Origin of the sequence: Faecalibacterium prausnitzii, assembly GCF_003324185.1 — a bacterium.
Lineage (GTDB): Bacteria > Bacillota > Clostridia > Oscillospirales > Ruminococcaceae > Faecalibacterium > Faecalibacterium prausnitzii.
Window position 1 is genome coordinate 222,590 of sequence record NZ_PXUP01000001.1, and the last position, 18,252, is coordinate 240,841.

The 18,252-nt window shown below is 57.4% G+C and carries 14 protein-coding genes and 1 tRNA gene; 8 read left to right on the forward strand and 7 right to left on the reverse strand.

Features of this window, described 5'->3' with window-relative positions; all coding sequences use genetic code 11:
* The first annotated feature begins 865 nt into the window (after positions 1 to 865).
* From C7J97_RS01025 to C7J97_RS01050, 6 genes are all read left to right on the forward strand, one after another.
* Positions 866 to 1,312, forward strand: coding sequence for a plasmid mobilization protein (locus tag C7J97_RS01025; protein WP_113991780.1), 447 nt, complete (start codon positions 866 to 868; stop codon positions 1,310 to 1,312).
* Entirely contained in the window at positions 1,275 to 2,837 is a 1,563-nt protein-coding gene (locus C7J97_RS01030; RefSeq protein WP_113991781.1) for a relaxase/mobilization nuclease domain-containing protein, read from the forward strand. The genes C7J97_RS01025 and C7J97_RS01030 overlap by 38 nt, the downstream gene beginning before the upstream one ends.
* Positions 2,838 to 3,029: 192 nt before the next feature.
* Complete coding sequence (locus C7J97_RS01035; RefSeq protein WP_278320565.1) at positions 3,030 to 3,482, forward strand: CHC2 zinc finger domain-containing protein; 453 nt, start codon at positions 3,030 to 3,032, stop codon at positions 3,480 to 3,482.
* Entirely contained in the window at positions 3,445 to 4,791 is a 1,347-nt protein-coding gene (locus C7J97_RS01040) for a DNA primase family protein (RefSeq protein ID WP_113991783.1), read from the forward strand. Before C7J97_RS01035 ends, C7J97_RS01040 begins: the two co-directional genes overlap by 38 nt.
* 371 nt (positions 4,792 to 5,162) lie before the next feature.
* A complete protein-coding gene (locus tag C7J97_RS01045; protein ID WP_113991784.1) occupies positions 5,163 to 5,468 on the forward strand; it encodes a helix-turn-helix domain-containing protein in 306 nt (101 codons plus the stop codon).
* A 14-nt stretch (positions 5,469 to 5,482) separates the two neighbouring features.
* Positions 5,483 to 6,886, forward strand: coding sequence for a site-specific integrase (locus C7J97_RS01050; protein ID WP_113991785.1), 1,404 nt, complete (start codon positions 5,483 to 5,485; stop codon positions 6,884 to 6,886).
* Between the two features lie 155 nt (positions 6,887 to 7,041).
* Here C7J97_RS01050 and C7J97_RS01055 read toward each other — a convergent pair.
* The 3 genes from C7J97_RS01055 to C7J97_RS01065 form a co-directional block, all read right to left on the reverse strand.
* Positions 7,042 to 7,117: transfer RNA gene (locus C7J97_RS01055), tRNA-Lys, on the reverse strand.
* A gap of 105 nt (positions 7,118 to 7,222) precedes the next feature.
* A complete protein-coding gene (locus C7J97_RS01060) occupies positions 7,223 to 7,849 on the reverse strand; it encodes a hypothetical protein (protein WP_113991786.1) in 627 nt (208 codons plus the stop codon).
* Positions 7,850 to 8,266: 417 nt separating this feature from the next.
* Positions 8,267 to 8,509 (reverse strand): hypothetical protein, encoded by a 243-nt coding sequence (locus tag C7J97_RS01065; protein WP_113991787.1) that lies wholly within the window; start codon positions 8,507 to 8,509, stop codon positions 8,267 to 8,269.
* Between the two features lie 510 nt (positions 8,510 to 9,019).
* Here C7J97_RS01065 and pckA point away from each other — a divergent pair.
* Positions 9,020 to 10,624, forward strand: coding sequence for a phosphoenolpyruvate carboxykinase (ATP) (gene pckA, locus C7J97_RS01070; protein ID WP_005921605.1), 1,605 nt, complete (start codon positions 9,020 to 9,022; stop codon positions 10,622 to 10,624).
* Positions 10,625 to 10,796: 172 nt separating this feature from the next.
* Here pckA and trxA read toward each other — a convergent pair whose 3' ends face one another.
* The gene (gene trxA, locus C7J97_RS01075) at positions 10,797 to 11,105 is read right to left on the reverse strand and encodes a thioredoxin (RefSeq protein WP_005921611.1); all 309 of its coding nucleotides are present in this window, start codon (positions 11,103 to 11,105) and stop codon (positions 10,797 to 10,799) included.
* Positions 11,106 to 11,272: 167 nt separating this feature from the next.
* The gene (locus C7J97_RS01080; protein ID WP_223450605.1) at positions 11,273 to 13,324 is read right to left on the reverse strand and encodes an FAD-dependent oxidoreductase; all 2,052 of its coding nucleotides are present in this window, start codon (positions 13,322 to 13,324) and stop codon (positions 11,273 to 11,275) included.
* 193 nt (positions 13,325 to 13,517) lie between these two features.
* Between C7J97_RS01080 and C7J97_RS01085 the strand changes: the two genes are divergently transcribed.
* Positions 13,518 to 14,405 carry a LysR family transcriptional regulator gene (locus tag C7J97_RS01085; protein ID WP_113991788.1) on the forward strand — a complete coding sequence of 296 codons (888 nt, stop codon included), beginning with the start codon at positions 13,518 to 13,520 and terminating at the stop codon, positions 14,403 to 14,405.
* 170 nt (positions 14,406 to 14,575) lie between these two features.
* Here C7J97_RS01085 and C7J97_RS01090 read toward each other — a convergent pair whose 3' ends face one another.
* Complete coding sequence (locus tag C7J97_RS01090) at positions 14,576 to 15,931, reverse strand: GntP family permease (protein WP_005921612.1); 1,356 nt, start codon at positions 15,929 to 15,931, stop codon at positions 14,576 to 14,578.
* 98 nt (positions 15,932 to 16,029) lie between these two features.
* On the reverse strand, positions 16,030 to 17,811 hold the full coding sequence (gene ilvD / locus C7J97_RS01095) for a dihydroxy-acid dehydratase (protein WP_435387766.1): 1,782 nt from the start codon (positions 17,809 to 17,811) through the stop codon (positions 16,030 to 16,032).
* Positions 17,812 to 18,252 lie beyond the last annotated feature (441 nt).

Below are 18,252 nucleotides of genomic sequence, written 5' to 3' on the forward strand. Positions count from 1 at the left end.
GCGCAAGACCGCTCTGCCGCTTAAAAGCCCCACTGGGGCTTTCATTGCTACGCAAACGCGGACTTTCAGAAAAGTACAGAACGGCGAGGATTTATTCCCCATGAAGATTTTTACCGCCCCGCAACACACCCGATCTATTTTGCCGCCGATTCACCCGACAAAATCATCGCTGCGTTGCGTGGGCGGTATTTTTCTTTTTCACAAATAAAATCTTATGTAGTTGTTCAATCTTCCAAAATTTGTTTTTAGTTGTTGACTGCACAACTGTAAAGTGTTATTCTTGTGCTTGAAAGAAGCAGGTTGTAGTGTCCGCACTGCGTCCGGCTTTCTTCATACTGTACCTTGAATCTTACATAAGCCGTCTGAACGAGATACTGCGCCATGACCTCACGCTTTCTGTGGGCGAGCCGGACAACGCCGCTGCAAAACAGGGGCAGGAACTGCGTTCGGTGTGAACGGTGACCATGAGCAGGGGCTTTGCCTTTTCACACGTTTTGCTCTGCAAAATTTTCAACGTGCATTGCGGTTCGACTTCTGAAATTTTCAGTGTTGCACGGAAAGGGCGAAAGCAAGTATCGACCTGTGGCCACAAATTTTCAATGCTTGAAAAATTGCTGTCCACTCAGTCATCCTTGTTGGGGCAAGCGCTTGTCGGGGCAAAGCCCCTCCATCTGCTGTCGCAGACCGCGCTGCCACTTGAAAGCCCCACTGGGGCTTTCGTTGCTACGCAACCGCGGTCTTGTTGGGGAGTGCCTTCCCCAAACCCTGCTCTAGCTTCGCACCGTTGGTGCGAAAGCGGCGTGTCGTTTTACATAGCCCTCTCCATCCCGGAGCGGGCATTTATCATTTTCACAGGAGGTCGAATATGGCTGAAATGAAAAGTACGAACGCACACGCACGAGAGAACCGCAATGACACGCCGCGAAAACGAAAGACACACATCATCAAAGTCCGAGTGACCGCAGAGGAAAAACTGCGGATCGCATACGCCTGCAAAGAACTCCACCTCACCCAATCCAAACTCGTCCGCCGCGTCCTGTACGGCGTGAACGTCAAGCACACCGTTGTGGTGGCGCAGGGCGGCGAGGATGCACTGGCGGCGCTTGCCGCCTTGTCTGCCCAGTGCAGCAAGGTGGGCAGCAACCTCAACCAGCTTGCACGGCACTTCAACTCCGGCGGCAAAGACACCGAGCAGCTCCGGGCGCAAATTCTGGAGGAACTGTCCGCACTCACGAACTTTCGGCTGAAAGCCGAAGAAACGGTTGGTGAACTGTATGGCAACCATCAAGCATTTAAGCTCGAAGAACTCTAACTATGCCGCCGCCGAAAGCTATCTCACCTTTCAGCACAACGAGTACACCGGTCTGCCCATTCTGGACGAGAAGGGCAGACCCAAGCTGCGGGATTCGTACCTGCTCGACACCCTTGAGTGCGGCGAATCTTCGTTTGCTATGGCCTGCCTGATTGCCAATCGCAAATACGGCAAGAACGGCGGGCGGGAGGACGTGAAGACCCACCATTATATCATCAGCTTCGACCCGAAGGACGCAGTAGAGAACGACCTGACCATGGAGCGGGCGCAGGCCCTCGGCTTGCAGTTCTGCAAGGAAAATTTCCCCGGTCATCCCGCCATCGTCTGCACCCACCCGGATGGGCACAACAGTGCCGGGAACATCCACGTCCACATCGTCATCGGCAGCTTGCGTGTCCGCACCGTGGAACGGCAGCCCTTCATGGACAAGCCGTGCGACTGGGAAGCGGGCAAGAAGCACCGCTGCACTTCTGCCATGCTCCGGCACCTCCGTGTCGCAGTCATGGAGATGTGCGAGCAAGCCGACCTGAACCAGATCAATCTGCTGGAAGCCCAAGGCGACCATGTTTCGGAGCGCGAGTATTGGGCGCAGCGGCGCGGACAACGCCGTCTAGACCATGCCAACGCCAAACTTGCCGCCGAAGGACAGCAGCCCACCCAGACCGTCTACCAGACCGAGCTGGACAAGCTGCGAAAGCAGATCTACGCTGTGCTGAACAAGACCACCACCTTCGAGGAATTTTCTGCATTGCTCATGCAGGAACACGGCATCGCCGTGAAGGAGAGCCGAGGCCGGTTGAGTTACTGCCCGCCCGGTCGGACAAAGTTCATCACCGCCAAGAAACTGAGCAAGAAGCTGGAAAAGGAGCAGGTGCTGACCGCCCTCTCCCAGAACATCCAGCTTGCAACCGCCATCCAGCCCGCCAGCGAACAGAAGCCGGATAAGATCAGGAAACTGGTTGACATTCAGGCGAACGTTGCTGCGGGCAAGGGCATCGGCTATGAGCGTTGGGCGAAAAAGTTCAACCTCAAACGCTGGTCGCAGACCCTGTGTCTCCTGCAGGAGAAGAAGCTGCTCAGCGAAGATGCCCTGCACCAGCGCATTGCCGAACTGCAAACCCAGCACGACGATGCACTGGCGGTGGTCAAAGACTTGGATGCCCGCATGGTCTCCCTCAAGGAGCTGCGCGGGCATCTTGTGGTCTATCGGCAGTACAAGCCTCTTGCACAGAAGCTCCAGACGGTGCGAAATCCCGCCAAGTTTAAGGAGCAGCACCGTGCAGAGCTTGCCGTGTACGAGGCCGCTTGCGCCTATTTCAAGGCCAACGGGCTCAGGACACTGCCGGACCTCAAAAAGCTGGATGCCGAATACCAGACCCTTTCCTCGGAGAAAAACGGGTTCTACACCCGCTACAAGAAAGCGCAGATCGAACTGCGTGAACTCCGCACCGCACAACAGAACGTGGAAGCCTTCTTCCGCAAGGAAGAGCGCAGCCACGCCGTACCGCAGCAGGAGGTCAAATGAACAACACTCTGACGGATCGATGTGTGAATAAACCCAACCTCACCCACGCCCCTCACCGGGCTTCGTCCTTTCGCCTGTACCCCACCCATTGGGACGGAGGGTAGCTCCTCTGTCTTTTCGGACGTAAAAAGCGCCATCTCGACCCGGCAGGCAGCGGAGCTGTACGGCTTCGCCGTAAACCGGAACGGCATGATGTGCTGCCCCTTCCACGGGGATAAACACCCCAGCATGAAGGTAGACAGCCGTTTCCACTGTTTCGCCTGTCAGGCGGATGGCGATGTGATCGATTTTGTCGGCAGACTTTTTCAACTTTCTCCCTACAAGACTGTGGAAAAGTTGAAGAACGACTTCGGCATGGCACTTGCCGACGGCAAGGTGCGGCTTGCTTCCTACAGACCGCCCACCGTTCGGCAGCAGCTGCTGGACTATTACCGCTGTCTGCAGCGTTGGCGGGTCCGATATGCACCGCAGTCACCCACAGAAGAACTTCACCCCTGCTTTCTTGAAGCGATAAAGAACCTTGACATCGTTGAATATTATCTGGACTGTTCGGTGCTCCCGGACCCGCAGACCGAAAACGAGCTACGGAAGTATTGGGAGGGATTGCATGAGCGACTGGAAAAAGAGGAACGAAGATTGGCGTGATGAGGACGAACTGGAAGAAGAGGAAGAATGCGAATGCCCTTGGGTAGACAGCAAGGGCAAAGTGCGTGAAACCGCTTACTGCCAGTACCTTTTAGAGAAGCATCCCATGATGTGCCTGAAACAGAAGCTGTTTGACCAGAACGGCGAGGTAGACGAGGACGCACTGATCTACGAAGTCCACAGCGACCTCCGTGACTTTGTGCTCGACAACCTTGCCAAGAAGGAAAAGCAGGTTCTGGACGCACTCCGTATCGAAACCTATACCCCTGAATGGAAACCCCAGCTTGACCGCATCCATCTCCAGAACGGAACCTACTTTCTGGACGAGCGGGGCTTTGTGCCGGAAAAGGAACTCTGCCTGAACCGGCTCCCCGTGGAATACCAGCCCGATGCCCCTGCACCGACCAAGTGGCTGGAATTTCTGGACGGTCTGCTCATCCCGGAGGACATTCTGACCTTGCAGGAATATCTCGGCTATCTTCTGATCCCGTCTACCAAGGCGCAGAAGATGCTGGTCATGACCGGCAAGGGCGGCGAGGGAAAATCCCGCATCGGCTTGCTGCTGAAGAAGCTGTTCGGGGAAGCCTCTCACTCCGAATCCATCCTCCGCATCGAAACGAACCGCTTTGCCAGTGCAAATCTGGAGTACAAGCTGGTCATGGTCGATGACGATCTGAATATGGTGGCTTTGCCCGAAACACGGAACATCAAGTCCATCGTTACCGCTGAAGACCGTTTGTGCATCGAGCGGAAAAACAAGCAGGCTGTCCAAGGCTTGCTGTACGTTCGTTTCATCTGCTTCGGCAATGGCAACCTTGTGGCTGCTCACGATGACAGCGACGGCTTCTGGCGCAGACAGATCCTCATCACGGTGAAAGACCGTGACCCTGCCCGAGTGGATAACCCGTTCCTCATCGAAGAGTTGTCCGAGGAGCGACCCGGCATCCTGCTGTGGATGCTGGAGGGGCTACACCGTCTGCTGGCGAACCGCTATCAGTTCACCATCAGCGAGCGCTCCATCCAGAACCTTGAAGCAGCCATGGCGGACAGCGATAACCTGACCCAGTTCATGCAGGCCAGTGCGTATGTCCGCTTCAAGCCCGACACCGAGGAACGCTCCACCTATCTCTACCGCGCCTACACCAAGTGGTGCGAGGATAATCTGGAATCGCCTGTTCCTCAAAAGAAGTTCAGCCAGTTCCTGCTGAAAAATGCAGGGAAGTATGGCCTGACCTTTTCCAAGCACATCGAGGGAAAGTACCGCGGCTTCCGGGGCGTATGCGTCCACCCCGCCTTTGCTGCGGCATAAAACACACGAAAAGTGAAATTCTCCCGCCCTACGCGCCCTAAAGCCATGGTTTTGACTTGTTATCGCTGTTTTCTCCGGGCGCGTATCTGCCCTTTCCGGGCGGATGCAGGGCGGCAACACGCCCTTCGGGGCGGGAGAGAAGGCAAGATGCGCCCCAAAAGGGCGCATACAATTCAGCCATGCGCCCCATAAAATCAACACAGAAAGGTACTTTTGTGTGGTTTGGGGCGCGTGGGGCGCGTAAATTCAAGTTCTCGCACTTTTTTGGGTTGCTGCTTCGGGTCAGGAGCGGCAGGCCCTTACATATTTACCGGCCCACAGGGTGCAGCTCAACCGGAACTGCGCCGGGTCTGGAGAAGTGCAAAGGAGACATGCCTATGACGAATGTCCGCAAAAATTCCGCTAAACTGACCCGCGAGGACTTGAAAATCGCGCCCGAATCTCCTACAATGGAATTGTCCGAAACCCCTGCCGTAGAACCTTCTGACCAGACCAGAAAAACCGTCCGACACGCCCCGCTTGTCTACCGGGTGGAGGAGATTGCCCAGCTTTTGGCGATCTCCAACCGTGCTGCGTACAACCTGTGCAACACCACGAAGGACTTCAAGGTGATCCGCCTCGGTACCAGCATCCGGGTAAGCAAGCAGAGCTTCGATGATTGGTTTGCAGCGGTCTGAGGGAGGGAACATCTATGGCATCTATTCTCAGGCGCGGAGATTCCTACTCCGTTCGTTTCAAATACAAAGACCATGCTGGCCGGATCTGTGAAGGCTGGGAGAGCTTCAAAACCAAGAAGGAAGCGCAAGACCGCAAGATCTCGGTAGAGAAAGAACTCTTGGACGGTACGTTCCTCATACCCGATGCAATGACGGTAGCGGAAATGCTGTACAAGTGGCTTCCCATTCAGTCCAGCAAGCACAAGTGGGCACCCAAGACCTACACCCACACGGTAGCCATGATCCAGAATCTTGTCGTGCCCTATCTCGGCAAGAAACAGATTCAGAAGGTTCAGACGTATGACCTTGAACAGTTCTACGCCACTTTGAGCCGGACACCGCGCGGACTGTATAAGCAGGGTGTCAAGCAAACGCTCACCGACAAACAGAAGCGGCAGTTTCTGACGGGTGCTTCCATCCGGGAAGTCCACGCTATGCTCAAGACTGCTTTTTCCTATGCCGTTGAGTGGGGTCTGCTCCTTAAGTCACCGATTCCGAGAGAAGCCCCGAAATCGACCTCGGAAGAACGTGCTATCTGGGACGAAAAGACCATGCTTGCTGCGTTGCAGACCATGACCGACCCCACGCTCCACCTCGCTGTCCATCTGAGCATGATTCTCTCGCTGCGTGTCGGAGAGATCCTTGGCTTGCAGCCGGGAGACATCGACTTCGATGCAGCGGATGGACGTGGGACCATCACGGTCGGCAGGAGCTTACAGCGCACCGAAAAGGCTGCACTGGAAAAGACCGACCCGAATCAGATCTACCACATCTTCCCCGACCAGCGTGAGGGCAGCAGCTCCGCACTGGTGCTGAAGAAGCCGAAAACCAAGAAATCCAGCCGCACCCTTTATCTGACAAGACCCTTGAAGGAGGAACTGCTGGCTTGGCTGGAAAAGCTCCGTCAGGACGAGCTTGCCATGGATGGCAGATATCGCAACTGTGGCCAGCTCTTCCGCCTGCCCAACGGTATGCCTGTTGCCCCGGAAGCCCTTTCTAAATGGTACCGCACTTGGCGTGCAGAGCACCCGGAGTTTGAGAAGATCGTGTTCCACGGTCTGCGCCACTCCAGTGCCACTTACCAGTTGATTGAATCCGGCGGCAACATTAAAGCCGTGCAGGGCAACACCGGTCACGCCACCACCGGCATCCTGATGGACACCTACGCCCACACGCAGGACAAGCCCCGGTTGGAGCTGGCTGAGAAGCTGGAAGCAGACTTCTATTCACAGGACATCAGCTCCCCCAAATCCGGCTCTGTGCCGGTAAAAGAAAATCTGCCGGACAGCATCCAGATCACCCCGGAAGGGATGCTGAAAGTTGTCCGACAGATGAACCCCGAGCAGCGGCGTGAGTTCACCCGCCTGCTGTTCGCCTGAAAAAAGTATGGAAAAAACGCTCACGATGCACAGAATGCAGACAATGCAAGGAAAAACACGGCTTTCCCGCCGGTGTGCAAAAAGTGTGCAAAAGTGTGCAGAGCCCCAGAAAAAGGAAAATCCCACGATGAATCTTGCGATTCTTCGTGGGATTTTGGTGCGCTCGAGGGAGCTCGAATCCCTGGCCCTCTGATTAAAAGTCAGATGCTCTACCGGCTGAGCTACGAGCGCATATTCTGCGGCAAAACAATACCGCCGAATAATATTACCACAATTGGCTGCAAAAAGCAAGAGCGACACCTAAAAAAGCGGAAATTTCAGTTTTATACAACAAAGTTACTCAAAAAACCTTTGCGCCCGGCGCTGCAGCAGCTCCACCAGCAGGCCGGTATAGATGCTGACCATCGAGGGCGTCTCGCCCAGCTCCATGGCCTTGCGCTGGGGCAGGTCGGCTAAGCGTCCCTTGTACAGGCACTTCAGCTGGGGCAGCAGGGGGTAGTCGTTGGGGTGCATCAGGGTGCTGTCCTTGGGCAGCGCCAAAGCGCCGCTTTGCTCCAGCACCTCACTGACAAACTGGGAGCAGAAATAATGCCGGCGGCGCTGCCAGCGGATATGCAGCCCGCACAGGATCAGCCCCAGAATATTAAAGCTGTACTCCTCGCTGTGGCGCATGAATTCCTCGGCGCGGTGCAGGGCGTGGGAATAGGCCTCGTCGGACACCTCCAGCGCATACAGCGCACAGGGGGCGTTGTCCCGCAGACGGAAAACGCCCTTGTTCAGATATTCCTTGCTGGGGCCTGCGGGGAACATGGTGTAGCCGTTTTTGCGGGTGGAGCTGTACAGGCAACTCAGCTCTGGATCAAAGGCCATGGAGGCGTGGGTATAGCTGGAACCGGTGGCGGCATAGACCAGTTTGGACAGCAGCGTGCCGGAGCGGGTGAGCAGAATGTAGATGGTTTTCATGGCAGTTTCCCTTATGTCAGCCCCCGGCAAAGGGGGAAAAGTATCATCTATATACAGAACCAGCATAGCATAAGTAAGGTCCCTTTACCACTAAAACGTTTCTTCTGGCCAAAATATTGCCAAAAAGGGCAAAAACAGCAGCCCAAAGCTGTTTTCAGGGCTCTGGGCTGCTGTTTCTCACAAGTTCTTGAAACGGTCAGCGGCACCCTGCTACAGGGGCCTCTCCATTTAGCCGTACAAAAATCGCTCTCCCCGGAACTCAGTGCTTTGTCGCCGACCACCCGTGGCAGTACCGGAGCGACTCTCCCTCGTCCACAGTCCATGTGCCGGACTTGTATCCGCAGGAACCGCAGACCTGGTAATACGTAGCATGCTGATAATAGACTTCGTCCGTCCCGTGGGGATAATGGATGCATTTTACTTCCTCCGGTCCGGTCTCAAACGTGTCTTTTTTGGGGTTACGCGAGACATTTTCCCACAAGCGTCGCACTCACTGCTCCTGGCAGGAACCGGCTCTGCCTCCTCCAAGGCCTCCTCGGACGTGGAAGCCGCCGTTTCTTCCAATGGATCATCGTCATAGCTTTCTGCATCCGCAAAGCCCACCAGGCAAAGGGTCAGGGCCAAAACCATGGCCAGCAGGATCGGGGCGATCTTTTTCATAGAAAAGCACTTCCTCTCTTTCGGCATGTTGGTTTCTGTTTCTCGGAGAGTCCTCTCTAGCTTTAGAGTACCATACCGCTTTATTTTTTTCAACTATCATCTTATTTTTTGTGCTCATTTACATTTTCTCGGTCTTGTACCAAAGAGCTGTCTGCTGTGTTTTTTGCCCCACCGGGGTCGGGGGTCCCACCTTGCATCCCTGCTTGTCAAACTTTTATCAAAATGTCGGTTTTCTCCCGTCCCGCCTTATTTTTCACAGTCTGCGTCCCTGCAGGGCTTCGGGAATTTACTTAATGTGGGAAAGCTTGTTTATGAAATTTGTTTCTTTTTTGCAAACAGAACCTTCCATTTATTGCTTTTGAAAAGCTTTTGTGTATAATGATAGACAGGAGAATTTGCATTGCATCGTTTTGTGCTGTCTCCCCCTTATGCGGTGTCCGTACCATAAATGGCGCTGCATCTCCTACACAGAGTTATGTAAGGATCAAACGAAAGTAGAGGTACGCAAATATGGCAAAGTTGGATCTTACCAAGTATGGCATCACCGGCACGACTGAAGTCGTGCACAACCCCTCCTACGAGCAGCTGTTCGCCGAGGAGACCAATCCCGAGCTGGAAGGCTACGAGAAGGGTCAGGTCAGCGAGCTGGGTGCTGTGAACGTGATGACCGGCATCTACACCGGCCGTTCTCCCAAGGACAAGTTCATCGTGATGGACGAGAACTCCAAGGACACCGTGTGGTGGACCAGCGATGAGTACAAGAACGACAACCACCCCGCTTCCCAGGAGGCTTGGAAGGCTGTCAAGGAGATCGCTCAGAAGGAGCTGTCCAACAAGCGCCTGTACGTCGTGGATGCTTTCTGCGGCGCCAACAAGGATACCCGCATGGCAGTGCGTTTCATCGTGGAAGTGGCCTGGCAGGCACACTTCGTTACCAATATGTTCATCCGTCCCACCGCTGAGGAGCTGGAGAACTTTGAGCCTGATTTCGTTGTTTACAACGCTTCCAAGGCTAAGGTCGAGAACTACAAGGAGCTGGGCCTGAACTCCGAGACTGCTGTGCTGTTCAACATCACCAGCAAGGAGCAGGTCATCGTCAACACCTGGTACGGCGGCGAGATGAAGAAGGGTATGTTCTCCATGATGAACTACTTCCTGCCGCTGAAGGGCATTGCTTCCATGCACTGCTCTGCCAACACCGACAAGAACGGCGAGAACACCGCCATCTTCTTCGGTCTGTCTGGCACCGGCAAGACCACCCTGTCCACCGACCCCAAGCGTCTGCTGATCGGTGATGACGAGCACGGCTGGGACGACAACGGCGTGTTCAACTTCGAGGGCGGCTGCTACGCTAAGGTCATCAACCTGGATAAGGAGTCCGAGCCCGATATCTACAACGCCATCAAGCGCAACGCTCTGCTGGAGAACGTCACTCTGGATGCCGAGGGTCACATCGACTTCGCTGACAAGTCTGTCACCGAGAACACCCGTGTGTCCTACCCCATCAACCACATCCAGAACATCGTGCGTCCCGTTTCTTCTGCTCCCGCAGCTAAGAACGTGATCTTCCTGTCTGCTGACGCCTTCGGCGTTCTGCCCCCGGTCTCCATCCTGACCCCGGAGCAGACCCAGTACTACTTCCTGTCCGGCTTTACCGCAAAGCTGGCAGGCACCGAGCGCGGCATCACCGAGCCCACCCCCACCTTCTCCGCTTGCTTCGGTCAGGCTTTCCTGGAGTTGCACCCCACCAAGTACGCTGAGGAGCTGGTCAAGAAGATGAAGGCCAGCGGCGCAAAGGCTTACCTGGTCAACACCGGCTGGAACGGCACCGGCAAGCGCATCTCCATCAAGGATACCCGCGGCATCATCGACGCGATCCTGAGCGGTGCTATCAACGAGGCTCCCACCAAGAAGATCCCCTACTTCGACTTTGAGGTTCCCACCGCTCTGCCCGGTGTTGACCCCGCCATCCTCGATCCCCGCGACACCTACGCAGATGCCGCTCAGTGGGAAGAGAAGGCAAAGGATCTGGCCGGCCGCTTCGTGAAGAACTTCGCCAAGTACGAGGGCAACGAGCACGGCAAGGCTCTGGTCTCCGCAGGCCCCCAGCTGTAAGCTGAATCCCGCATTTTTCTTCTGAACTCCATATAAAATAAGCGCCCGCCCCGTGGTTCTGCTCGAACCATAGGGCGGGCGCTTTGCTGTTTGCCTTTGTGTCCTTCCCCATGAAAAAAGGTACAGCGGAACGCCCGCAGGTGTTCCGCTGTACCACATTCAAAACAATAATTCAGCCCAGCAGCTCCAGCACACCGGCCTTGGGGCGGGCGCCCACAGCCTGACGCACCAGCTTGCCCTGCTCGAATACCAGCAGGGTGGGGATGCTCATTACCCCGAACTGCGCCGCCAGATCCGGCTGCTCGTCCACGTTCACCTTGCCCACCTTTACATCGGTGCGCTCTTCGGCTACTTCGTCCACCACGGGGCTCAGCATCCGGCAGGGACCGCACCAGCTGGCCCAGAAGTCCAGCAGTACGGGCTTTTCGCTGTGGAGCACTTCCTGTGCAAAGTTTTCCTTGGTAATGTTGATGACTGCCATATTTTTTCCCTCCTGAATGGGTGTTGTGTTTTACTGACACCATCAGTATACCCCATACGCCGCCCGCTTTTCCGTGACCGGGTCACGCAGGCGCAAAAAAGCCCGGAGCAGGAAGAAAAAAGACTGCTCCGGGCGGGGGATGGTTCAGTTATTGTGCGGTGGGCTTATCAAACACCGGCCACGCAGTTCTTGCCTGCAATGTAGCCGTAGTAGACGCACAGGCTGTGGCTGACGCCGCGCATGCAGATGGGGTACTCCACCGCATAGCGGCTGCCCTGCACGTTGCCGCAGACATACAGGCCCTTGATGATGTCGCGCTTGGGGCTGGCGGGGTCTTCCTCGGTGAAGGTGTGGCAGTTCTCGTCGCTCTCCAGACCGCCCGCGCAGACCAGCATGGCAGTAGTGCCCCACTGGCAGGCGTAGTACGGGGGATTTTCCAGTGCGAACATCCGGCTTGCGGGCTTGCCGAAGTCGTCATCGGAGCCGGCCTTGGCCAGCTCGTTGTAGCGCCGGATAGAGGCCAGTGCGGTGTCCAGTGCCTCGCCCTCGTAGCCGCACTGGGTCAGCAGCTCCTCCAGCGTGTCGGCCTTGAACTGGTAAGCCTCGGCCTTGGCGCTGATCTTGGTGTACTGACGGTCCGTGTAGTTGGGGTTGGACTCATCCTCGTCCTCCGGGATGATATAGCACAGGCCGCCGTGGTTGGCCGGCATATAGGGGATCTGCTCGCCCCACTTGGCGTCGTACAGCTGGAAGGAAGTGCACTCCGGCTGCAGCTCGATCTGGTTTTCCAGCTGCTGGCCGGGGATGCACTCGTTCATAAAGCGCTCGCCGCGCTTGTTGAGCTGCAGGAAGGGGGTAATGCCCATACCGCTGCCCATGTGGTGGGTTATAGGTGCGTGGTGATCCTGCACCTTTGCGCCGATCCATGCGCCCATGCGCAGGCCGTCGCCGGTCTCCACAGAGTTGCCCTCCACGTCTACGCCCAGCATACCCATGGCACCCATGTTCATGATCTGCTTCTCCACCACCTCGGGGGCAAAGTGCTTCATGATCTTCTCATCGCCGGAGTTGTCACCGGTGGCAAGGATCACGCCCTTGGCAGCGTTGAGCTGGATGTACTTATTGCCGTTCTGTGCATCGCGGATGATCACGCCGGTCACGCGGCCGTCGCCGTCCTTGAGCAGCTTGGTGCCAAAGCAGCCGTAGAAGGTCTTGGCACCGGCCTCGATGGCCTTGTTCAGGTTGGCTTCCACCACAAAGCCTTGCTGATCCTTGCGGGAGGAGCGGAATTCCATGCTGGAGGGGAAGGTGGGGAACTCTTCGTTGCGGTAGTCGTAGTGCTCGGGCTGCGGCCATGCCAGCGGCACCAGAATGCCCTTGTCGAACTGCTCCTGCGTGACCACCTGACGGGTGGTGTCGCAGATGGTCAGCTCAGGATAAGCCTCGATGAACCAATCCATGACCTCGTGTGCATGGCTGGCCCACTTTTTCAGGATGGGGCGCTTGTTGCGGAAGGTGCACTCGCGCATCAGGCGGTCGACCACCACATCCTCGTCCACAATGTTCTCGCGGCCCCAGCGCTTGTTCAGGCTGCCGTTCAGCAGAGCGTACTCGCCGCTGCGGCAGTTGAAGGAGGCGCTCTTCTCCACAATAGCGACCTTTGCGCCCTCCTCGGCGGCGGCGCGGGCAGCGCAGATGCCGGACAGACCGGCACCGATGACGACCACATCAAAGTCCTGCGTCTCGGAAGCCTGCACATCCGGCTCCTCACCCAGCCAGTCCTCGCCGGAATCAGCAGTCTGCTCTGCGGCAGGGGTCTCGGTCTTTACGCCCATGGCCTGCTCGATGCAGCTGGCGGCAGCTTTCTTGACGGCGTTGGTGGTGACGGTAGCGCCGGAGATGTTGTCGATTTCGGCATTCTGTGCTTCCATCAGCGCCTCCTGCAGGGTGGGGGCAGCCACGCCGCCGATGCTCTCGGTCTCGTTGGAGGTATCCACCACCACATCGGTGATAGCAGTGGCGCTGAAGGTCATGGTCACCTTCACCTCGCCGATGCCGGTAGCAGTGCCGGTGTAGGTGCCGGGGGTGTAGATAGCGTCTGCTACGCTGCCGGAAGAAGCGCTGCTGCCGTTGCAGGCAGCCAGAGCGCCTGCGGTGACGCCGCTCATGGCGGCGGCAGCGGCAACCTTCAGAAAGCCCTTACGAGAGATCTTTTCCATCTTGTTTCTCCTTTTTTGTGTTCCTTCTTTTTTCGTGTGTGCGGGATTTTTTGTCCCTGTCCTCAGATAGTATAAAATATAACGAACCAAAAGAGAAACAAAAGATTTTTGCAAGCGTGATAAAAAACGTTTATAACTCCGGCGTTCTATGGTATACTGATGATATAAATCAGAGAAAGGAGAAGCCCCAGCCATGAACGACCATCAGCTGCTGTGTTTTTTGACCGTGCAGCGCATACTGAACTTTACCGCCGCCGCAAAGGAGCTGTACTGCACCCAACCCGCACTCAGCTACCAGATCCGCAGTCTGGAAAAAGAGCTGGATCTGACGCTGTTCGAGCGCAGCACCACCCGTGTGGTGCTGACGGCGGCAGGCCGCGCCTTTGTGCCTCACGCAGAGCAGCTGTACCGGGGCATCCTGAACGCCCGCACCGCGCTGAAGGGCTTTTCTGCCGGGCACACCCTCACCCTGCGCCTGCCGCCGGTGCTGCTGCAGCACGACCCCATCTACCCGGTGCTGATGGAGCGGCTGCACACCGTGCTGCCCGGGCACGAGTTCCGGGTGGACACCGCCCCGCCGCGGATGAACGCCCATCTGATGCTCTGCACCGAGGCGGACGCCGCCGTGGTCCTGCCCTTCGGGTCGGCGCAGCCGGAGGTGGAGCGTACCCCCATCATGCACAACACCTTTTATCTGGCGCTCGCGCCGGAACATCCGCTTTACCCCCGCGAGAGCCTGCAGCTGGCAGACCTTGCAGGACAGCGGGTGTACTACGAGCCGCTGTATCAGGAGATTGTGGACTATGCAGGCGTCCAGCCCGGAATGCCGTTTTCCACCATGGAATGGCGCAGCGTGGAAAACTACGCCCATGTCTACACCGAGCTGCTGGCCGGGCGCGGGATGTTTTTGTTCCCCATGCGATACTCTGCCTACCCGGCAGCGTGGTACCGGCAGGTATGGCTGCCCCTGCCGGACACCGTTCTGCTGACCTTGCGGGACGATCCCCGCCCGGAGATTGCCACCCTGCGCCGGGTGTTCACCGAGGTTTACGGAGAGAGGATAAAAGCATTGATCCCATAAAAAACGGAACGTCTGCAGCCGTTCCGTTTTTTATCTCTCCCAGTTTTTTCTGGACACAAAACAGCCGCTCCGGGCGCACCCGGAGCGGCTGTTTTTGAAGGAGGTAACGAGGTAAATGAATAAGGAGATCTCCCAACGCTTATCCCGGGGTGCAGGCCCCGGACAGGCGCTCAGGCAAAGAAGGAGATGATGAGGGCTACCAGGAAGCCCACGCCGCCGACCAGCGTTTCCATGATGGTCCAGGTCTTGAGGGTGGTCTTTTCGTCCATACCCACAAGGCTCTTCACCAGCCAGAAGCCGGAGTCGTTGAAGTGGGAGCAGACGGTGGAGCCGCCTGCAATGGCAGCGGTGACACAGGCAAGGTACAGCGGGCTCAGCGCGCTGAGGCCGGGCATGGCGGAGATGATGCCTGCTGCCATGGTCATAGCCACGGTAGCGGAACCCACCGAGATGCGCACCAGAGCAGCCACGATGAAGGCTACCAGAACCAGCGGCAGGCTGGCGTTTGCCACGGCGTTGCCGATGACATCGCCCAGACCGGAGTTCTGCAGCATATAGCGCAGCACGCCGCCGCAGGCAGTGACCAGCAGGATCATACCGGTGGGCTCCAGAGACTTGGTCATGATCTTTTCCAGCTGGGCGTTAGTGTAGCCGTGGCGGGTGCCCAGCAGGTACATAGCAGCGATGGTAGCCAGCAGCAGCGCCATGAAGGGCTCGCCGAGGAAGGCCAGAACGGGCTGGATGCCTGCCAGTGCGGGCACTACCTTTGCCACGGAGTTTGCGATGATGAGCAGCAGCGGGATCATGATGATGCCCACGATGGTGCCAAACTTGGGCAGCTTGCTCTCGTCAATGTCTGCCTGCTGTGCAACGTGCTCGGGGACTTCAACCATGTACTTTTTGCCGCAGATGCTGCCCCAGATGGGACCGGCGGCGATCATGGCAAAGATGCCGCAGAAGATGCCGACGAGGATGACCCAGCCAAGGTCAACGCCCAGCATGGTAGCCACCAGAACGGGACCCGGCGTGGGCGGGATGAAGGCGTGGCCGACCGCCAGACCGGCCAGCAGGGGGATGACGTAGTACAGTACGGAGCGCTTGGTGCGCTTTGCCAGAGAGAAGGCCAGCGGAATGAGGATGATAAGTCCTGCATCAAAGAACACCGGCATGGCCACCACCAGACCCGTGATGCCCAGTGCCCACGCGGCCTTTTCGTCACCGAACTTCCGCACCATGGTCACAGCCAAGGTCTGTGCGCCGCCGGATTCTTCCAGAATGGCGCCGAACATGGAGCCCAGACCCACCAGAAGAGCGATGCCCTTTAAGGTGTTGCCGATGCCCTCGTTCACCGAGCCGATGATGTCGGACAGAGGCATACCGGCCATCAGGCCGATGCCCACCGCACCGATCAGGATGGAGATCATGGCGTGTACCTTGAACTTGATAATGAGAATGAGCAATAGGATCAGGCCTGCCACGGCAGCAAAAACCAGCCGTGCCGCATCGGGTGTTGCAACTGCTGTCATAGAAATTTCCTCCGTTTCGTGATTTTTGGTTGCACTTATCCAAGCCGTCCGGCAAAACCCGCCGGACAGTTTACTTTCTGTTGTTTATGCGGAGTAGTTTACTCCATGTATGCACCCTTCATGGGGCTGACGGCGTGCTGAGAGTAGAGTTTCAGCAGACCCTTGGTGTACTTGGGAGCCTTGGGCTTCCAATTGGCGCGGCGCTCGGCAAGGATGGCGTCCATCTCTTCGGGGGTCTTGGGCTCGCCCTTCACGCCCACGATGGCCAGCTTGCGGTTATGCACGTCGATCTGGATCAGGTCGTCCGGCTCTACCAGTGCGATGGGGCCGCCCACGGCAGCCTCCGGGCTGACATGGCCGATGACCGGGCCGCGGCTTGCGCCGGAGAAGCGTCCGTCGGTGATCAGGGCTACGCTGGAAGCCAGCTTCGGGTCGGCGCAGATGGCCTCGCCGGTGTAGAACATCTCGGGCATACCGCTGCCGCGCGGGCCCTCATACCGGATGAAGATGGCGTCGCCGGGCTTCACCTCGCCGTGCAGCACAGCGGAGATGCACGCCTCCTCGCTGTCGTAGGGCTTGGCGCGCAGGGTAGCTTCAAACATATTCTTGGGGCAGGCGGTGTGCTTGATGACGCAGCCCTCCGGGGCAAGGTTGCCCTTCAGGATGGCGATGCTGCCGTCGGTGCCCTTGGCGTTGTCAAAGCTGTGGATGATGTCCTCGCGGCTGACCGGGCGGGCAAAACCGGCGGTCTTTTCCGCCAGAATGGCGTCGCAGTGCTGGTAGAAGCCGTTCTTCTTTAGCTCCTCCAGATTCTCGCCCAGCGTCTTGCCGGTGACGGTCATCACATCCAGATGCAGCATGGACTTGATCTCCTCCATCACCCGGGGCACGCCGCCTGCGTAGTAGAAGTACTGTGCGGGCCAATCGCCGGAGGGGCGGATGTTCAGCAGGTAGTGTGCGCCGCGATGCATCCGGTCAAAGGTGTCGGCGTCGATCTCAATGCCGAACTCATGCGCGATGGCGGGCAGGTGCATGGTGGCGTTGGTGGAGCCGGAGATGGCGGCGTGCACCATGATGGCGTTCTCAAAGCTCTTCTTGGTCACGATATCCTTGGCGGTGATGCCCTTCTTGACCAGCTCCATCAGCTGCTTGCCGGCATCGTAGGCGGCCTGCTTCAGCTCCGGGGCGGTGGCGGGCATCAGGGCGGTGCCCGGCAGCATCAGGCCCAGTGCCTCGGCCATGATCTGCATGGTGGAGGCGGTGCCCATAAAGGAGCAGGCACCGCAGCTGGGGCAGGCGTTGTGTTTGTAGTAATCCAGCTGGCTGTTGGGGATGACGCCGGTCTTTTCCCATGCGTCGAACTTGCCGATCTGCTCCAGCGTCAGCAACTCGTTGATGGCGCAGGCGGGGTCGTTGACCACATACTCCTTGGGCAGGGTGTGGGCTTCCATGACGCCGCCGGTGACCACGATGGCGCTCATGTCCTTCAAACGGCCGATGCTCATGAGCATGGCGGGCACGGACTTGTCGCAGCTGGCGATGAACACACCGCCGTCATAGACGCTGGCGTTGGCCTGTGCTTCCACCAGATTCACAATGGCGTCACGGTGGGGCAGCGAGTAGTTGATGCCGTCATGACCCTGTGCGATGCCATCGCACATATCGGTGGCAAAGTAGCGGGCAGCCTTGCCGCCGTTGTCGTTGACCGCCTGCACAGCCTCCTTGACGAACTGATCCAGATGGGCGCTGCCGGGGTGGCTGTCGCCGAAGGTGCTCTCCACCATGATCTGGGGCTTGGAAAGGTCCTCGACCTTCCAGCCCATACCCATTTTCAGGGGGTCGTTCTCGGGTGCTAAAGTGCGGACTTCCTGTGAACGCAACTCCATATTCATTACCTCCAAATACTGCTTGCTTCCGTCCTTTTTCTGCGGGACCTTTTTGTGGCTTTATTGTAAATCCGCAGACGTCTCTTTGCAAGTTGTCACGGGTATGTCCTACTTTTTGTGCAAAAACTCTGGGATACATCATGCACACTGCCCAAATCCGGGCGAATTTTGCCCAAAATCGGCCGTCAAAGCTGCTTTTGGCAAAAACGCGGGAGAAAAATCATCTGATGACTTTGGGAGGGACTCTCTCAGTCAAAGCCTTTCCGGCAGCGCCGCGCTTTCGTAGAAAGCGGCGCTGCAGCTGCCGCTTCCCTTCACGACCCCACCCGTGAAAATGCAATGCCGGAGCGTCCGCAGACGCTCCGGCATTGCTCTATAAAAAATATTTTTCCGCTGATTATGCGCAGAGCAAAGCGGAGCGCATTTTCAATCAGT

Coding starts and splice junctions, on each gene's coding strand:
- C7J97_RS01040 (WP_113991783.1), top strand. CDS start 3,445: ATGAGCGACTGGAAAAAGAGGAACGAAGATTGGCGTGATGAGGACGAA.
- C7J97_RS01090 (WP_005921612.1), bottom strand. CDS start 15,931: ATGACAGCAGTTGCAACACCCGATGCGGCACGGCTGGTTTTTGCTGCC.
- C7J97_RS01060 (WP_113991786.1), bottom strand. CDS start 7,849: ATGAAAACCATCTACATTCTGCTCACCCGCTCCGGCACGCTGCTGTCC.
- C7J97_RS01045 (WP_113991784.1), top strand. CDS start 5,163: ATGCCTATGACGAATGTCCGCAAAAATTCCGCTAAACTGACCCGCGAG.
- C7J97_RS01050 (WP_113991785.1), top strand. CDS start 5,483: ATGGCATCTATTCTCAGGCGCGGAGATTCCTACTCCGTTCGTTTCAAA.
- trxA (WP_005921611.1), bottom strand. CDS start 11,105: ATGGCAGTCATCAACATTACCAAGGAAAACTTTGCACAGGAAGTGCTC.
- C7J97_RS01065 (WP_113991787.1), bottom strand. CDS start 8,509: ATGAAAAAGATCGCCCCGATCCTGCTGGCCATGGTTTTGGCCCTGACC.
- pckA (WP_005921605.1), top strand. CDS start 9,020: ATGGCAAAGTTGGATCTTACCAAGTATGGCATCACCGGCACGACTGAA.
- C7J97_RS01025 (WP_113991780.1), top strand. CDS start 866: ATGGCTGAAATGAAAAGTACGAACGCACACGCACGAGAGAACCGCAAT.
- C7J97_RS01085 (WP_113991788.1), top strand. CDS start 13,518: ATGAACGACCATCAGCTGCTGTGTTTTTTGACCGTGCAGCGCATACTG.
- C7J97_RS01035 (WP_278320565.1), top strand. CDS start 3,030: ATGTGCTGCCCCTTCCACGGGGATAAACACCCCAGCATGAAGGTAGAC.
- C7J97_RS01030 (WP_113991781.1), top strand. CDS start 1,275: ATGGCAACCATCAAGCATTTAAGCTCGAAGAACTCTAACTATGCCGCC.
- C7J97_RS01080 (WP_223450605.1), bottom strand. CDS start 13,324: ATGGAAAAGATCTCTCGTAAGGGCTTTCTGAAGGTTGCCGCTGCCGCC.